This window comes from Neobacillus sp. NPDC093127, assembly GCF_044754175.1.
Lineage (GTDB): Bacteria > Bacillota > Bacilli > Bacillales > Cytobacillaceae > Neobacillus.
On the sequence record NZ_JBIVOP010000008.1, the window covers coordinates 132,475 to 150,321 of the forward strand.

At 42.3% G+C, this 17,847-nt stretch carries 16 protein-coding genes; 2 read left to right on the forward strand and 14 right to left on the reverse strand.

Annotated features, from left to right (window positions below):
* Positions 1-122 precede the first annotated feature (122 nt).
* The 4 genes from ACIQCO_RS13230 to ACIQCO_RS13245 form a co-directional block, all read right to left on the reverse strand.
* The gene (locus ACIQCO_RS13230; protein ID WP_024030153.1) at positions 123-635 is read right to left on the reverse strand and encodes an adenine phosphoribosyltransferase; all 513 of its coding nucleotides are present in this window, start codon (positions 633-635) and stop codon (positions 123-125) included.
* Positions 626-2,989, reverse strand: coding sequence for a single-stranded-DNA-specific exonuclease RecJ (gene recJ / locus ACIQCO_RS13235; protein ID WP_400429144.1), 2,364 nt, complete (start codon positions 2,987-2,989; stop codon positions 626-628). The genes ACIQCO_RS13230 and recJ overlap by 10 nt, the downstream gene beginning before the upstream one ends.
* Positions 2,990-3,179: 190 nt before the next feature.
* Complete coding sequence (gene secDF / locus ACIQCO_RS13240; RefSeq protein WP_400429145.1) at positions 3,180-5,441, reverse strand: protein translocase subunit SecDF; 2,262 nt, start codon at positions 5,439-5,441, stop codon at positions 3,180-3,182.
* 117 nt (positions 5,442-5,558) lie between these two features.
* The gene (locus ACIQCO_RS13245; protein WP_400429147.1) at positions 5,559-5,855 is read right to left on the reverse strand and encodes a post-transcriptional regulator; all 297 of its coding nucleotides are present in this window, start codon (positions 5,853-5,855) and stop codon (positions 5,559-5,561) included.
* 123 nt (positions 5,856-5,978) lie between these two features.
* On the opposite strand from ACIQCO_RS13245, the gene spoVB reads away from it, so the two are divergent.
* The gene (gene spoVB / locus ACIQCO_RS13250) at positions 5,979-7,523 is read left to right on the forward strand and encodes a stage V sporulation protein B (RefSeq protein WP_400429148.1); all 1,545 of its coding nucleotides are present in this window, start codon (positions 5,979-5,981) and stop codon (positions 7,521-7,523) included.
* A 41-nt stretch (positions 7,524-7,564) separates the two neighbouring features.
* On the opposite strand, the gene ACIQCO_RS13255 is transcribed toward spoVB, so the two are convergent.
* Positions 7,565-8,230, reverse strand: a complete 666-nt coding sequence (locus ACIQCO_RS13255) for a DUF421 domain-containing protein (RefSeq protein ID WP_400429149.1) — start codon at positions 8,228-8,230, stop codon at positions 7,565-7,567.
* Between the two features lie 242 nt (positions 8,231-8,472).
* On the opposite strand from ACIQCO_RS13255, the gene ACIQCO_RS13260 reads away from it, so the two are divergent.
* Positions 8,473-8,835: a TIGR04086 family membrane protein gene (locus tag ACIQCO_RS13260; RefSeq protein WP_400429151.1), complete on the forward strand. Its 363-nt coding sequence runs from the start codon at positions 8,473-8,475 to the stop codon at positions 8,833-8,835.
* Positions 8,836-8,869: 34 nt separating this feature from the next.
* Here the strand turns inward: ACIQCO_RS13260 and yajC are convergent, their stop codons facing one another.
* From yajC to safA, 9 genes are all read right to left on the reverse strand, one after another.
* On the reverse strand, positions 8,870-9,160 hold the full coding sequence (yajC, locus tag ACIQCO_RS13265; RefSeq protein WP_024030160.1) for a preprotein translocase subunit YajC: 291 nt from the start codon (positions 9,158-9,160) through the stop codon (positions 8,870-8,872).
* 30 nt (positions 9,161-9,190) lie between these two features.
* Entirely contained in the window at positions 9,191-10,330 is a 1,140-nt protein-coding gene (tgt, locus tag ACIQCO_RS13270; RefSeq protein WP_400429152.1) for a tRNA guanosine(34) transglycosylase Tgt, read from the reverse strand.
* Between the two features lie 200 nt (positions 10,331-10,530).
* Positions 10,531-11,559: a tRNA preQ1(34) S-adenosylmethionine ribosyltransferase-isomerase QueA gene (queA, locus tag ACIQCO_RS13275; RefSeq protein ID WP_400429154.1), complete on the reverse strand. Its 1,029-nt coding sequence runs from the start codon at positions 11,557-11,559 to the stop codon at positions 10,531-10,533.
* A gap of 33 nt (positions 11,560-11,592) precedes the next feature.
* Complete coding sequence (ruvB, locus tag ACIQCO_RS13280) at positions 11,593-12,594, reverse strand: Holliday junction branch migration DNA helicase RuvB (RefSeq protein ID WP_400429156.1); 1,002 nt, start codon at positions 12,592-12,594, stop codon at positions 11,593-11,595.
* 10 nt (positions 12,595-12,604) lie between these two features.
* Positions 12,605-13,216: a Holliday junction branch migration protein RuvA gene (ruvA, locus tag ACIQCO_RS13285; RefSeq protein WP_400429158.1), complete on the reverse strand. Its 612-nt coding sequence runs from the start codon at positions 13,214-13,216 to the stop codon at positions 12,605-12,607.
* A gap of 277 nt (positions 13,217-13,493) precedes the next feature.
* Positions 13,494-14,048 carry a BofC C-terminal domain-containing protein gene (locus ACIQCO_RS13290; protein WP_400429160.1) on the reverse strand — a complete coding sequence of 185 codons (555 nt, stop codon included), beginning with the start codon at positions 14,046-14,048 and terminating at the stop codon, positions 13,494-13,496.
* A gap of 132 nt (positions 14,049-14,180) precedes the next feature.
* Positions 14,181-14,876, reverse strand: a complete 696-nt coding sequence (locus ACIQCO_RS13295) for a YhcN/YlaJ family sporulation lipoprotein (RefSeq protein WP_400429162.1) — start codon at positions 14,874-14,876, stop codon at positions 14,181-14,183.
* Positions 14,877-14,982: 106 nt separating this feature from the next.
* Complete coding sequence (locus ACIQCO_RS13300; protein ID WP_400429164.1) at positions 14,983-15,972, reverse strand: phosphotransferase; 990 nt, start codon at positions 15,970-15,972, stop codon at positions 14,983-14,985.
* Positions 15,959-17,809 carry a SafA/ExsA family spore coat assembly protein gene (gene safA / locus ACIQCO_RS13305; protein WP_400429166.1) on the reverse strand — a complete coding sequence of 617 codons (1,851 nt, stop codon included), beginning with the start codon at positions 17,807-17,809 and terminating at the stop codon, positions 15,959-15,961. Before safA ends, ACIQCO_RS13300 begins: the two co-directional genes overlap by 14 nt.
* Between the last annotated feature and the right edge of the window lie 38 nt (positions 17,810-17,847).

Below are 17,847 nucleotides of genomic sequence, written 5' to 3' on the forward strand. Positions count from 1 at the left end.
AAAAATAGCGAAGATGTAAAGAGATTGTGAAGTAATTTCTGAAAAATATCGAGATGTGTCGAAAATTATTTTTATATTATATAAAGAGAGCACCCTCATCTGAGTGCCCTCCAGCTCGTTTTTTAATAGTGCATAAGTGTTAAAATATCATAGCCGTCAAGCTTTTTCCGGCCATCTAAATAACTTAACTCAACTAAGAAAGCGATACCAGCGACTACTCCGCCAAGTTCTTCCACTAATTGAATGGTCGCTTCAATCGTACCGCCGGTTGCTAACAAATCATCCGTTATTAACACGCGTTGTCCAGGTTTAATCGCATCCTTATGAATCGTCAGAACGTCTTTTCCGTATTCCAGGCCATAGCTAACATTAATCGTTTCACGCGGAAGTTTGCCCTCTTTACGGACTGGGGCAAAGCCTACTCCCAGCGAATAAGCAACAGGACAGCCAATAATAAAGCCACGAGCTTCAGGTCCTACAATGATATCAATTTGTTTCTCTTTTGCATAAGAAACGATTTGGTCAGTTGCATATTTATATGCTTCACCATCATTCATTAATGGGGTAATATCTTTAAATTTAATTCCTGGCTTTGGCCAATCGGGTACGATGGTAATAAATTGCTTTAAATCCATTCTGTTATTGCCTCCTCAGTTTCTACCGACTCTTGGATAACTTGATCGAACCAGCCCTTTAATTCTTGGAAGGACGAAAACAATAAATCCCGTTCAAGAGCATATTGCTTCTGTTTGGTTTGATAAGTTCTAGAGTCACTTAAATCACGCTTTTGCGCGCCGGGTTTTAAAGAAATAAATCCATTGTTTATTGTAACAAAATCCAGTTCAGAAAACACCTTTGACATAAAGTTTATCGTTTCCTGTGACCAGCCGCGATGTTTGGCGATATCTTCGCCATATCGCTTAAGATCAATTGGACCTTTCTTTACTAAAAAGGCATAGAACCATTTAAAATGGTCACGGGTTGGAATCGTGCTGAAGAAATCACTGGATTGCTTATAAAAATAGGCATACACCCTTGCCGGCTGTTTTCCCTTTAATAAAACCTCGAGAATCTCTTTTGAGGGCGGGAAGTCAACTAAGACAATATTTACCTGGTTACAATTGAGAGCTTTTGCTTCTTCGATATCTTGAACATAAATGGTATCAGCCATCAATTCAGGGCTCATTTTTTCTAGATGTTCCTTATTAAAAATAATGAATTTCCTGTTTTCTGCAGGTACGGACTGAGCAATGGTGCTTATCCGCTTTTGCCCGCGATAGTCAAATAACTGCCAAGAATTCACCGCGATATCGTGAATGAAAATTTGTGGTTTACGTATATTGTTCCATTCATTAATAGATAATTCTCCAATGAATGAAATTTTTGAAGCAGGTGAAATTTGGTCAACTAAAGATCCTAACCCAAAACCTACTCCATCAAGATTGGCATCAGCTTCATTCACTAACACCTTTAAATGGTTTTGTTCACTGCCAATTTTTCTCATACTGGCAATAGCAGCATTATTTATTAAAACTTTTGGTTTAGGGTTGTCCATTCCAAAAGGAGAAAGCAGACTCATTTCTTCGACTGTCGATAAACTAATGTCTTCTAGACGGATTTCCTCATCAAGATAAGTTACGGGGACAAAATCCGCTTTAGTTAACTGCTCCTCAGCAAGGGTATTTAATCTTGTCCTTAGTTCAGCAACATCCTCTAATTTCAAGGTCATCCCTGCAGCCATCGGATGGCCGCCAAAATGAGGAAGAATCTCACGGCAGGCCGATAAATTTTTAAACAGGTCAAAGCCGGCAATGCTCCGGGCAGATCCCTTTGCGACCCCTTTATCCGGGTCAAAATTTAACACAATCGTTGGACGGTAGTATTTATCAACAAGCCTTGAGGCGACGATGCCTATCACACCAGCATTCCAGCCTTCTCTACCGATAACGAGAACCTTATTGGACTCGGTCGGATAATTTGTTTCCACCTCTTCAATTGCTTCAGCGGTAATTGCATTGACAATCGCTTGCCTTGTCTTATTTAACGCATCCATTTCTTCTGCTAAATGCTGTGCTTCCTCCGGGTCTTTAGTGAGGATTAGCTGAACAGCGAGGTCTGCATCTTCTAAGCGGCCCACGGCGTTAATCCTTGGTGCAAGTGTAAATCCAATCGTTTCTTCATTTATTGAAAGCGGATCGACCCCAGCCAATTTTAAAATCGCTTTAATGCCAATATTATTGGTAGCCTTTAACTTTTCAAGACCTTTTTTCGCAATCAGCCGATTTTCACCTTTTAATGAAACTAAATCGGCAATCGTCCCAATGACGGCAATTTCAAGTAAATGCTCAGGAACTTCACCATAAAGTGCATGAGCAAGTTTAAAGGCGACTCCGACTCCTGCAAGTTCCCGAAATGGATAGTGGCTATCAGGAAGCTTCGGGTGAATAATCGCAAGTGCTTCTGGTAAGACCGGCCCCGGTTCATGGTGGTCGGTAATGATTAGGTCAATTCCAATTTCTTTTGCCACTGCTGCTTCATGGAGAGCAGATATTCCAGTATCAACAGTAATAATTAACTTTATTCCATTTTCCGCTGCTTGACGGAAGGCTGATTCATTCGGCCCATACCCTTCAGTAAAGCGATTAGGGATGTAGAATTGTACATTTGCTCCAAGTTCACGAAGGGTAATCATCAACACCGATGTACTGCTTACACCATCAGCGTCATAATCACCAAAAATAAGGATCGGTTCTTGCCTTTCAATTGCTTCTCGAATTCTGTTAACCCCGATATCCATCCCTTTTAATAGATACGGGTCATGAAATTCATCCTTGCCAAATAAAAAACACCGTGCAGATTCTTCCGTTTCTAAACCACGGTTGACAAGCAGCGACGCAACAAGAGGTGTAATTTTCAATTCCTGAGCTAGCAGCTTTACTAAATTATGATCAGAACTGCGAACAATCCATCTTGATTTTGACTTTAACATTTGCTTGTTCACCCCTCAGACTTTCTTATTATACAGGAGCGTTAAAAAGCTTTCAATATAGAAAACTCGCTGATTGGCGAGCCGTTAGGCGAAGACAGAAGCGTAGTTGCACTTATGCCTGATCGGAAAGTTTTACTTTCCGATCGGCGAAAAAGAAAAACCGCAGAGCTTCTGCGGTTTTTTCCAAATATTACACTTGTGGTTGATCTGAATATTTCTTCTTAACCTTTTCTGTTTTGATAACTCCCTTTTTCTTTAGCTCTCTACATTTCATAACAAACCATAGTGAACTTGCGATAAAGAGGGACGAATACACCCCGACAATTAATCCTACAAACAAGGCGATAGAGAAATTACGGATCGATGCACTTCCGAAAATCATTAAGCATGTAGTAGCAATTAATACGGTTAAAACAGTGTTGATCGAACGCGTTAATGTTTGACGGATACTAACATTTACCACGTCAGCAATCTCCTGAACGGTTTTGAGACGCTTTTTCTTATGCAGGTTTTCACGAATCCGGTCAAAGGTGACGATTGTATCGTGGTTCGAATAACCAACAATTGTTAAAATAGCAGCAATAAAGGTTAAATCGACTTCAAGTCTTGTAAGACTGAAGAAGGCAACTATAAAGAACGCATCGTGAAGCAAGGATATTACGGCCGCAATCGCCATATACAATTCAAAGCGAATCGTAACGTAGAGAATTATTCCTATCGATGCAATCAAAACGGCTTTAAAGGCATTTTTCGCCAGCTCTTTCCCAACTTCTGACGAAACAGTGCTGACATTCGGTTCTGAGCCGAATTCCTTATTAATCTCTGCTTTTAAATGGGCTATTTCATCTTTCGATAAAACACCAACCATTCGAGCAGCACCAATTTGTTTTTTATCCCCTGAAATGACCACGTCATCTGTTTTTAAATGAAGCTTTTCAAAAGCTTTTTCAACCTGAGTGGTTGTTAAAGGTGTTTTTGATTGGATTTCAACGCGCGTACCGCTTGAGAAATCAATTCCTAGGTTCAAACGGAAAACGGAAAGAATGATTACTCCAGCAACGAGAAGCACACCTGAAATAATGAAGAATTTATTTTTCATTTTTATAAAATCTAGCTTATCAAATCTGGTTGGGAGATCGATTGTATCAAAATTTTCAGCAATATTATGAATTTTGGCCGGATTCACGCCAAACCAGCTAGGTTTCTTATTAAATAATCCACTGTGAACCCATAGCCCCAACATAAACCTCGAGCCGTAAACAGCGGTAAGAAAGCTCATAAAGATACTTACGAGTAACATGGTAGCAAACCCTTTTACAGAGCTTGTCCCATAGAAAAATAAAACACCTGCTGTCAACATCGTAGTTAAGTTGGCATCAAGAATGGTCCTAAACGCATGATTTTCACCAGCCTGGAACGCTGATTTAATCGATTTACCAACTTTTATCTCATCTTTAATCCGCTCGTAGGTAATGATATTGGCGTCAACTGCCATCCCAATCCCAAGAATAATCGCGGCAATTCCCGGCAGTGTTAAAACTCCATTCATCCAATCAAAAACCAATAGAATCAAGTAAATATAAAAACTTAACGCAACAACTGCAATGAATCCTGGAAAACGATAATAGAAAATCATAAACAAGAAAATGATGGCGACACCGATGATTCCTGCAAAAATCGTCTCATTTAATGCTTGCTCTCCAAATTTTGCACCGACAGAAGTAGAATACACTTCCGTAAGTTTTACTGGTAATGAACCAGCATTTAACAGATTCGCTAAGGTATTAGCTTCTTTTGTAGTGAAACTGCCGACAATTGAAACCGTATTTTGATTAAATACTTGCTTTACAGTTGGAGCTGAAATATATTTTGGATTTGGTTTTGCTGCCTCCGTTTTAAAGGAGTCTTTTCCTTCTTCAAAATCCATCCAAATAACAAGGACATTTGGATTCGTGTTCATAATTTCTTCAGATACTTTACGGAATTTATTCGCATCGGTTAATGTTAAAGAAACGCTTGGTGCGCCAGTTTCGTCAAAAGTTTGCTTTGCCCCGCCTTGCTTTAAGTCTGTGCCGTCCATCATCAGACGGTCATTTGCATCGCGGAAGGATAAATTTGCCTGGGTAGACAAAATCTCACGAGCTTCGTTTTGGTCAGTGACCCCTGCAAGCTGAACGCGGATTCGGTTCGTTCCTTCAATTTGAATGCTTGGTTCACTAACCCCAAGGACGTTGATCCGTCTGTCGAGCGCTTCAGCCGTATTGGCTAATACCTCTTTATCAATTTTTTGTCCTTTTTTCGCCGGTTCAACCTCGTACAAAACCTCAAATCCGCCTTGGAGGTCAAGTCCAAGCTTAATGTTGTTTACAATGTTCTTTGCTGTTGCTCCCGCTGTGCTTCCGATAATGAGAACCAGAAGAAAGAAAGCAATAATTCTGCTGCGCTTTACCATTATGTAATGTTCCTCCTTAGTGCCTGTGCCTTAGCACTTTTACGTCCAAATAATAAAAAAGTCACTGCTACTATTATGGAATAACTTAGAAATGCTGTCAATTTGAAAATGGTGGGATTATTTCAATAACTCTTTCAATTCATTTTCATCATCCAGTGAGAACTCAGCCGTTTTATATGTCTCAATTGCTGCGAAGCTGAGATAATCACTTACTTTAACAGAGAGAATTGCTTGGATAATTTCGTGTAACATTAATTCATGCTTAATCTTCTTCCACTTTTTCTTAATTAAGAATTCCCAAAGCTCTTGTTCCGTTACCGAATCGTAACCGAGTAAGCGAAACTCTGAAAGTTTACTTGCTATTGCCGGCTGTACTTTGGTACGAAAATAATCGTATCGGTGGTTATTATCCATTCACTCTGCCCCCTATAGTTACTTGCAATCAAAAAGGTCTTACTACTTGTCATGCTTTGTCCACCACGTTGCATATAGTTAATTGTATATGAATTCTTCTTTTTTGAGAAGGTGGGAATTAGCATGTCGAAGTTTTTAAAGGGGACTTTTATCCTATTAATTGCCGGATTCATTACCAGAGTCCTCGGTTTTATTTATCGGATTGTCTTAGCGCGGAGCATTGGCGAAGAAGGTGTGGGCTTATACATGATGGCGTATCCCACCTTTATTCTTGTCGTAACCATTACGCAGCTGGGTCTTCCGGTGGCGATTTCAAAAAATATTGCCGAGGCTGAAGCAAGAGGTGATTATGCTGAAATAAAAAAAATCCTTGTTGTTTCCCTGGCCACTACAATTAGCTTATCGATCATTCTTACACCGGCCATCATCCTGCTGGCACCCATTCTAGCAAAGACACTGTTCACCGACCCAAGGACCTATTATCCGTTAATTGCGATTGCACCCTCGATTCCAATTATCGCGGTTTCTTCTGTGTTAAGAGGCTACTTTCAAGGAAGACAAAATATGCGGCCCTCAGCCGTTTCGCAGATTTTAGAGCAGGTTGTCAGAATTACCTTAATCGCCGTGATGACAAAAGCATTTCTTCCTTATGGCGTTCATTATGCGGCAGCAGCGGCAATGGCGGCATCCGTTTTAGGTGAACTATTATCACTCGTATATCTAATGACGACCTTTAAATTGAAAAAGCGATTTCCGCTTAGAAAGAATTTTTTCCAATTTGTTAATAAAGGAAAACAGACCTTTTATGATTTAATGGAAATTGCTTTACCGACGATGGGAAGCAGAATGATTGGTTCTGTGGCCTGGTTTTTTGAACCTATCGTCGTTGCCCACAGCTTAGCCCTAGCAGGTGTTTTAGCGGTGAATGGTACTAAACAATATGGGTTGTTGACGGGCTATGCGATGCCGCTGTTAATGCTCCCGTCTTTTGTCACCTTTTCACTGGCAACATCTTTGGTTCCCGCCATCAGCGAGGCCAATTCCCGTAATAACCATAAGTTAATCGCCTACCGGCTCCAGCAGGCGTTAAGATTAACGTTTTTAACCGGCGGGCTTGCCGTCATTGTCCTCTATGTATTGGCCGACCCCCTGATGCAGTTAATGTACGGGTCAACAAAAGGGTCCTATTTTATTCGGTTAATGGCGCCATTCTTCTTGTTTTATTACTATCAGGGGCCATTACAGGCTGTTCTTCAGGCGTTAAATCTTGCCAGAGCGGCGATGATCAATAGTCTTATTGGCGCCGTTGTCAAAACGGCTGTGATCTTTTTTCTTGCCTCACAGGCTTCCTTCGGCATTACAGGGGCGGCACTCGGAATTATTGTCGGTTTTGTGTTAGTATCAATTCTTCACTTTGCCACTGTATTGAAAAAGGTTTCCTTTCCATTTTACATTCGCGATTATTTAAAAGGTTTTCTCGTCATGGGGGCATCCGGCTGGTTCGGGTATTGGTTATTTGAGAATATCCTCCTAAATGAGCATTTGCTGTTAAGGGTACTAAGCTCGATTACTGGCATGGGGATTTCCTATATAGTCATGCTCCTGCTATTCGGACTGATTAAAAAGGATGAACTTCACAGAATTCCGTGGATTGGGAAGCTTTTGTGAAAAAATTAGAAGACACGCAGTTTTCCGGCGTGTCTCTTCCTTCAATCATGAGTATCAATGAAAAATTTGCCGTTTTCATAACTGCAAAAGGAGATTTTCTTAATGTCACGGTAGCCCTTTTTTTTAAGTTCCTGGCGGAGCCATAGATTGGTTTTATTTATCCTTTTTAAATTTTCTTCCTCAATCGTTCCATCCATAATGAGCGGAATGGTAATATCCCCATTATTAGCAGGAGTTTTAGGCTGGTTCGGGTCGTCAACTTTCTCTAAAACAGATAGTTTGCCCGAGGTTTCTAAAATGGCAAATTCAACATCTCCAATACTTCTAATGTCCTTTTCTCTTAATTGTGACATTAAATCATCAAAATTATAGCGGAGCTTTTTCATTGCGACCTCGTCAATTTTTCCTCGATTGATGATGATACTTGGCTGCCCATCAACAAGATCACGAAATTTTTTATTTTTCAGCGAAATGATCGCGAGCGTGATTTGAATAGACATCAAGAGAACCATCGGTACCACCGTATGAAATAGCGGGTCCTTTGTATTTTCAATTGCAATAACAGCCATCTCACCTATCATGATAAAAACGACTAGGTCAAGGATGCTTAATTCGCCAATTTCCCGCTTCCCCATGATCCTGAAAATGACGAGCATCAGTAAATATAAAAATATGGTTCGAAAAATAATATTCAAATAAACTTCCACTTACTAATCGCCCCTTTTTATCCATTCCGTACTATTGTCCGCTAGTTTTCGGCGAATCATTCGTTTTCTTTGTGAAAAGCGGACAAATTTTCATTCTACTTTCCTCTTCTCATGAATACGCTTGTACTAGGAAAGAAATTTGTATCTATGGCCCGGCCTGGTAGAGGAAAGAGGAAAACGGCCTGGGAGGATGCTGAAGGGGGAGAGGTAAAATCGAATCAAAAAGCTTTGGGACTTCCATTATGTACGGATTAATTTTTATCTTTGCTTTTGCTGTGTTATGCAGCCTGATATTTGCATTTATACTAAGGTTTACGTCCGCCGGGGAGGGATCGCTTCAATATATCATAACGGCTTTATCATTTATCGCGCTATTCGGGGGCGGTTTTCTTTCCGGTGGCAAGCGCAAAGAAAAAGGCTGGCTTATCGGCGGAATAACTGGGCTAATTTACTCGCTAGTGGTTTTTTTATTTCAATACTTGGGCTATGATCGCTTGTTTGACACACAGCAAGTCATCTACCACACTTGCTATACATTAATCGCGATGATGGGTGGAATTTTAGGGGTTAATATCTCAACGAATAATTCTAGACGGTCTGCATGAAGAAAAGGAAGCCAATGGCTTCCTTTTTTATGTGTTACTTTGAAAGGCTTACGCTCTCTCCGCCTACTTCCGTGACTTCACGAATTGCATTGCGGTCATATGTAAGACGGCTTCCGTCTCCACATTTAATTACAGCTTTATTATCATCGATTGAGTCGATAATCCCATGTAATCCACCAATCGTAACGATTTTGTCACCCTTCTTCAAATCGTTTTGCATTTGCCGAACTGCTTTTTGGCGTTTTTGCTGGGGGCGGATTAATAAGAAATAAAACAACACAAACATTAATATTAATGGACCAATTGTTCCAAGTCCTCCTGCCATAACTGTTTCCCTCCTTTCAAAAAGTATCTATTAGAAATTTTTCGCGTTCGGTTTATTGAAGCCGTAACGTTCAAAAAATTCTTCGCGGAAATCACCAAGCCGGTCTTCCATGATGGCTTGTCTGACTTTCTCCATCAATCTTAACAGAAAATAGAGATTATGGTAAGACGTTAATCGAATTCCGAATGTTTCGTCACACTTTATTAAGTGACGAATGTAAGCCCGGCTATAATTTCGGCATGTATAGCAGTCACAGTTTTCATCGATCGGGCCAAAATCCCTCGTAAATTTTGCATTCTTCACAACCAGCCTGCCCGTACTTGTCATCAAGGTACCGTTTCTGGCAATCCTTGTTGGCAGCACGCAGTCAAACATATCAACTCCGCGGATCGAGCCGTCAATTAATGAATCCGGTGAACCTACCCCCATTAAATAGCGGGGTTTATTGGACGGTAATAGCGGAGTCGTGTATTCAAGCATTCGATTCATGATGTCTTTCGGTTCGCCCACCGACAGGCCGCCGATTGCATATCCAGGGAAATCAAGAGATGTCAGGTCTCTTGCACTTTGTTTACGAAGTTCCTCATATTCTCCCCCTTGAACGATGCCAAATAAACCTTGGTCTTCAGGGCGTGCATGCGCATTTAAACAGCGCTCCGCCCATCTCGATGTCCGCTCGACTGACTTTTTCATATAATCGAATGTTGCCGGATATGGCGGGCACTCATCAAAGGCCATCATAATATCCGAGCCAAGGGCATTCTGAATTTCCATCGCTTTTTCCGGCGATAAAAATAATTTCTCCCCGCTCATATGATTACGGAAATGAACCCCTTCTTCTTCAATTTTGCGGAATTCGCTTAAACTGAATACCTGAAACCCGCCGGAATCCGTTAGGATAGCCCTGTCCCAGTTCATAAATTTATGAAGCCCGCCTGCTTCCTTAATGATTTCATGTCCAGGGCGAAGCCATAGATGGTAGGTATTGCTCAAAATAATCCCGGCGCCCATTTCTTTTAAATCTTCAGGGGACATCGTTTTCACCGTCGCCAGTGTTCCAACCGGCATAAAGGCAGGTGTATCAAAAGATCCGTGCGGTGTATGTACGCGGCCAAGCCGAGCCCCCGTTTGTTTACATGTTTTAATTAATTCATAACGAATTGCAGTCAAATTGTTGTCTCCTTCCTACTAAACCTATATAACGTTTCACACTACCTTACACAATGGAGATAAATACAGAGACCTAGCCGTAGTCACTTAATAAAGGCGGTGTGAGCAGAGCTAAGCTTCACTACATTAATCTGCAAACTTATATTTTCACTTCCATTGAATAAAATAAGTCACTTTTGCGGCGCTCCGCCCCTTTTCCACTAGATGATAAACATCGCATCACCAAAGCTAAAGAATCGGTATCGCTCCTCCACTGCTGTCGTGTAGGCGTGCAAAATATTCTCCCTGCCGGCTAAGGCACTGACGAGCATAATCAAGGTTGATTTTGGCAAATGAAAATTGGTGATCATTCCATCGATTGCCTTAAACTCATAGCCAGGATAAATGAAAATATTGGTCCAGCCGCTGCCTTCAACAAACTGTCCCTCATTAGCGGAAGCAATAGTCTCCAGCGTTCTTGTTGAGGTCGTACCGACGGTGATGATTCTGCCGCCATTATTTCTTACCTCGTTTAGGAGCCGGGAAGTTCCCTCCGTTACGATATAAAATTCCGAATGCATATCATGCTCCAACACATCCTCAACACTCACAGGTCTGAAGGTACCAAGGCCAACATGAAGGGTGATAAATGCAATATGGACCCCTTTTTCTTTAATTTCAGCCAACAGTGCTTCTGTAAAATGGAGACCTGCCGTCGGTGCTGCCGCAGAACCAGGTTCACGGGCAAACACGGTCTGATATCGATCGCGGTCTTCGAGCTGCTCTTTTATGTAGGGGGGCAGCGGCATTTCGCCTAATTGATCAAGCACCTCGTAAAAAATCCCCTCATATTTGAATTCCAACACCCTGCCGCCATGGTCAGAGGTTCCAGTGCAGACGGCAGTAAGCAAGCCGTCGCCAAAATCAATTTCGGTTCCTTCCTTCACCCGTTTGGCCGGCTTTACAAGGGTTTCCCACTGATCGCCTTCAAGCTGTTTCAGCAGCAGGACTTCAATTTTGGCCCCTGTATCAGGTTTGACACCAAAAAGGCGTGCAGGCAATACCTTTGTGTCATTTAAGACAAGGCAATCCCCTTCACGCAAATACTCGGTAATATCTTTAAAAACTTCATGCTTGATATCGCCTGTTTCTTTATCCAAGACCATTAATCGGCTGTCAGTCCGATTTTTTAACGGTACTTGGGCAATTAATTCTTCAGGCAGATGAAAATCAAATAAATCTACTTTCATATTATAACATCCTAATCTTTTTAAAATAACGAATCATTGGGCTGGCATCTCGATACCAAAATGGTCGTATACGGCTCCGGTGACCACTCGCCCTCTTGGCGTCCGTTGTAAAAAACCAATTTGTAATAAATACGGTTCATACACATCTTCAATCGTTTCCGATTCTTCACCGATGGATGCGGCAATCGTATCAAGACCTACGGGGCCGCCGCGGAATTTTTCAATAATGCCTTTTAACAGCTTGTGATCAATATGATCTAAACCAAGGCGGTCAACCTGAAGCAGTTCTAGAGCTTCCCTTGCGAGGGCAAGGTCAATTGTACCATTTCCTTTAACCTGAGCAAAGTCTCGCACCCTGCGGAGCAGACGATTGGCAATCCTCGGGGTCCCTCTTGCTCTCCGGGCAATTTCTGCAGCTGAGGCGCCGTCGATTTCGGTACCAAACAATTCAGCCGTTCGGATGACAATACTTTTTAACTGATCTTCCTTATAATACTCGAGCCGGCTCAAAACTCCAAATCTGTCCCTGAGCGGCGCGGACAGCGAGCCCGCTCTAGTCGTTGCACCGACAAGGGTAAATGGCGGCAGGTCGAGGCGGACGGACCTTGCACTCGGGCCTTTGCCAATCACGATATCAAGGCAAAAGTCCTCCATCGCCGGATAAAGCACCTCTTCAATTGTACGCGGAAGGCGGTGAATTTCGTCAATAAATAAAACGTCTCCCGGCTCTAGCGCCGTTAAGATGGCAGCCAGATCACCCGGCCTTTCAATGGCCGGTCCTGAAGTTGTCCGGATATTCACACCCATTTCGTTGGCAATAATGACTGCGAGAGTCGTCTTCCCCAATCCAGGCGGACCATATAGGAGAACATGGTCCAACGTTTCCTTTCGGAGACGAGCTGCCTTGATAAATATTTCTAGATTGCCCTTCACCTGATCCTGTCCAATGTATTGCTTTAAGGTTTGCGGTCTAAGACTTTGTTCATAACTGAGATCGCTCTCATTCACTTCACTCGAAATAATTCGTTCTTCCATGGAACATCACCTATTTTAAAAGCCTTTGCAGGGCTTTTTTAATGTATTGGTCTGTGGTCAGCTGTTCTTTTCTTAACTCTGGAGAAATCTTTTTAATTTCTTTTTCTGAGTAGCCCAGAGCTTTCAAGGCGAGGATTGCTTCTTCTAAAGCCGTGTTATTTGTTTGTGTATGTAGCGGAAGTGTATCTGCATTAAATAAATTCGGGAAGTAGTCTGGAACGATATCCTGCAATTTTCCTTTTAGGTCAAGAATCATCTGCCTGGCTGTCTTTTTGCCGACGCCGGGAAATTTGATGAGGAAGCTTTCGTCTTCATTTTCTATCGCTGTGACCACTTGCTGTACCTCACCGGAAGCAAGGATGGCGAGTGCCCCTTTCGGCCCGATGCCTGAAACATTTAATAATTTCGTGAAAAGCTTTTTCTCTTCCCTTGTTTCGAAGCCATATAATGCGATTGTATCCTCGCGAACGTAATGATAAGTATAGATGGTAATCATTGTTTCCATTTTACTGGCAAAAATAAACGGATTTGGTGTTGATAGTTGGTAACCAATCCCGTTGTTTTCAATCACAATATATTCCGGACCGACAAAATCGACGGTTCCTTTAATAAATTCGTACAATCGTTTTCTCTCCCTTGGTTGTTCACTGTCTTCCATTCTACCATACAAATTCATGTTAGTTATAGAAAATAGCGGCTCCAGGAATGGTCGAATTATTCAGTTTTAAGCGATTCGCTGATAAATGTTTGAAATTCGCTAATATCTACTCGAAATTCGCTGATAAATCCTGAAATTCGCTGATAAACTTAAAATAAGTCTAGAAAAAATGCTCAAACCGAAAGATTTACAAAAAAAAACAGGCTGATTTGGCTCAATCAGTCTATTTTTGGGAATGTTTCTATTCTTTTTCTACTGAATAGGGCTTAAATGTTTCTAAAACTTGCACATATTGATCTTTCGACCTGATTGGGATCCCTTGGATCAGCTGTTCCTGTTTATTACTTTCCAGCCTTTTGATATCTATTTGAAAAAAGGATTGAATGATTCGTGATTGATCGGGTCTGCCATTAAAAATCGTCAACACCCCATTTTCGGAAATACCAAAAAAGCCATTTGCTTTCAGTAATGGGGAAATATCGTCCACCTGTTTCCTAAAAACATATGTCGATTCATCCGTACCGGTAAGCTGCCACTGGTCATACCTTGCCCAAAAATTCTCCATTGACCAGCATGTCTCATGAATTACTTCTTGACTGATTTCTCCATCGAGATAGACTCGTTCCAAAATCACCGTTATGTTTAGCGGTTCAACCTTTTGCTGTGATTGCCGGCTATCCAGTTGTGCAGCGGAGCTTGTATTCACAATGAACGGTGCCTCGCCGATAAACATGAAGAGAATAACAGCGAATACAGGAATACATAACCGAGACATTGCTATCCAATAGAACTTCATGGCGCTCACCTCTTATTTGTTAAATATTGAACATCCTTTACAGTACTATTTTAGCCTTATTTTGCCTTTTTATCCGTTGTTGAAATAGGCAATTTTTAAAAGGGCAAAGCTTGGACGCTTTGCCCCTTTACATTATCTTCCGCCTTTATTGCGCTGTATATGATTTTCTTTGTTGGCGTCATTGCCAATGGCGCCTTCATCAATCATAACGGTGACCGTTTTCCCATCAGCATAAGGCTTCACCATATTCTTAATTGCCCTTTTGGTAGCGGCTGCTTTGCGATTATCATTTAACTTCACCGCAACCATGATCGTATTTCCGTAGGAAACGGATCGAACATCGCTAACATTGTTAATGCTTGCTACTTTGTCTCTAATTTTATTGGAAAAATCATCCTGGAAATTGGGGTCGGTCACTACCCCTGTATTTCTGATATTTTTATTCAAATGACCGTGATAATTCATATCACTCGTACTAAAACGGTCATCGCGCTGAAAAAAATTACGATCTTTTGAAGCTAATGGCTTTGTTGGATTTATTGGATTCCCATTTTTGTCTCTTGCTTGCAGCTGTCTTCTCTTTTGTTCATTTACCAGCTTGTCCTCATCGCCAAGTGTATGATCCATCATTTCCGTTATCGCACCATCATTATCCCGAAACATATCATTTCCATTATTCGGGTGGTTTTCATTTGAATAATAACCAACCGGCCGTAACGAATTGTTAGTTGAGTTATTAACACCCGCACGATTATTGTCTTTGGCGCAGCCCGCAGTGCCCATTATGATTAGGGCCGAAAGAGGAATCATCCACTGTTTCTTGTTCAAGCGAAAAACCCCCTCATAATAACATCCTGAGCATTGTTCATATGCTCATTTATAGGGTGTTATTTTCGAGGGGAATTCATTCTGCCAGAAATCACCAAAGCAATGTTCAGGTCAGCCGACTTTCTAAATGGTTAATAAATTTTTTCCGCGTATAAAACTGGCCAATTGTTAAATCCATTACCTGCCTAAATTTCACATCATCTGTATAGGTTTTTTCGCGAATCATTCGATTCCATTCCCGAAAAATATCTGCCGGAAAGGCAAGGGCGTACAAAAAAGCCTCATCCTCCAAATATTTCCGCATTTGTTTACTAGTCTTAAGCTTCTCAAATGACCAGTCCATATAGGGAAGGATTCGATTCGCATATTGTAAATAGTCCAATGCAGGAGTACCGATGCTGATTAAATCAAAATCAATTAAATGCAGCTTCCCGTGTTCATCCCGTAAAAAATTATGATGGGCCAAGTCACCATGAAGGATGACAAACGGTTTTTTTTGAAAAAAGTCACTATTTTTTTCCATACCATCTAATGACCAATTGGCCCATGACACCATTTCTGAGATAAACGGTTCATTAATAAAGTATTTGAGAAAGGGAAGATTAGTTGAGAAAATCGTAAACCGCTCTGTCCATTTTTCAATTACATTACCTTTTGGAAGTAATGTTCGGTACCGAGTTTCAAACGACGCTGTCACCTTGTGGAATTGGTCAAGGAGTACCATTCCTTCTTGGCGATCGTTTTGAGTGTGAAACGAAAAAGCGGTTTTATCGGGAGTAATATACTCCATACAGCCAAAATAGGTTCCTTCAAAAAACAGCTGAGCTCTCATGGGGGAAGTTAAATATTGATAGGTCTTGTTAAACCCTTCTTTTCTCAGTGTGGCTGTAAAAGCTTCTTGGAGTTTTAGTCTGCGGTTCGTCTGATACCCTTTCACAATATAAGTATTTTTAACGGTTTTTAGAAAAAATACCGACTTTCGAATCGGAACCAGCTGAATTATTTTTTCAAAAAACTGCGACTGAAAATAAGAGAAGAGACGATCGAGATAATCATCGTCTCCCTTTTGCTTCTTTGACGGGTTAATCGCTTTCATCACGGTAACCTGGCATACCGTAATTTGTTCCAGCCGGACTCATGCCATATGGATTCATATATGGAGGTTGTGCAGCATTGACAGGTCCCGTATATGGCGCACTGTAAATGGGCGGAGTTGGCGGGACAAAGTTTACTGGTAATTCATTAGGACGTGCTCCTGCTGGCTGCATTTTGTCCATGGAAGGTCCTGGACCGCCGCAGCCGCAGTCACCCCCTGCTCCAACTGGGAGGCTCTGTGCCTGCATGTATGGCGCCTGAGCACTTACTGCAGTTGCAGCTCCTTGTGAAGCTTCAAAGTCAGGTACTTGTGGTTCTGAACCACTCATTTGCGGGTAACCATATGGTGTTCCCATCCCGTACGGATTTCCGTTTCTTCCGGGAGGCGTTTGACCTGCTGGCATTTGGCCGAGGGCCTCCGGCATTCCTCCGTAACCTGAAGGCGGCATTTGACCATAGGCCCCCGGCATTTCTCCGTAACCCGCTGGCATTTGACCATAGGCTCCTGGCGTTCCTCCGTAACCCGCTGGCATTTGACCATAGGCTCCTGGCGTTCCCCCGTAACCTGCTGGCATCTGTCCGTAAGCTCCCGGCATTTCTCCGTAACCTGCTGGCATTTGACCATAGGCTCCTGGCGTTCCCACGTAACCTGCTGGCATCTGTCCGTATGCTCCTGGCGTTCCCCCGTAACCTGCTGGCATTTGACCATAGGGTTCCGGCGTTCCCCCGTAACCTGCTGCTGGCATTTGACCATAGGCCCCTGGTGTTCCCCCGTAACCTGCTGGCATCTGTCCGTAAGCTCCCGGCATTTCTCCGCAACCCGCTGGCATTTGACCATAGGCTCCTGGCATTTCCCCGTATCCTGTTGGCATTTGACCGTAGGATCCTGGCATTTCCCCGTATCCTGTTGGCATTTGACCGTAGGATCCTGGGGCCATAAAAGGTGTTTGAACCCCGGGGTTTTGGGCGCCCATCACAGCACCAGGGTTATAAGCAGGATTCATAATAGGCATTTGCGGCATAAACGACGATGATTCATCCTGGTAGTATTGCCCAGCCATAACTGGCGCACCAGCTGTAAATGGCGCAGCACCCGGATTTCCTTGGACCATCCCTGGGTAATTCGGTGTCGGTGCATAGGCCGCACCTTGCACTTGCGGATATGGCATAGGCTGCATTGGATATCCTCCAAACGGAGGACAGAATCCTGGCCCAGGCATTACAGGTGTAACTGGAACACAATAATCCTGTACGCAAGCTTCCTGAACTGGCATTGGTACAGGAATTGGCACTTCTTTTACCTCTGGAAGGATATTCGGCGGCAGATTTGGCGTCATATTTGTCATGTTTGACATATAATAATTGTTAATATCCTTTTCTGGAACTACTTTTAGAGGCATTTTTGGAGTGTATGGCGCTTTAGGTGCTTCTTTAAGGATTGGCGCTTCTTTTATTGGGACTTCTTTTATTGGGACCGCCTTTATCGGGATCTCCTTTTTTGGTATCTCCTTTATCGGGATCTCCTTTTTTGGTATCTCCTTTATCGGCATTTCCTTGATTGGCATTTCCTTGATTGGCATTTCTTTAATCGGCATTTCCTTCGGCTTCTCTTTAGCAAACGGATGCTCAGCAATGGGAACTTCTTTTTTTCCTATATGGATTGGCCCCTCTTTTTTAACGGTTCCGCCTGCAGTTGGAACCTTTATTTTCATACCGGGCATAATCATATCAGGGTTGCTGAGCTGTGAATTCATCTTTTTCAGCTCTTCAAAATTCACGCCGTACTTCTTGGCGATCTTCCAAAGAGTATCCCCTTTCTGTACGATATGGATCTTCACTCTGATTTCCCTCCTATGGCATAAGTCCATATAGTGTA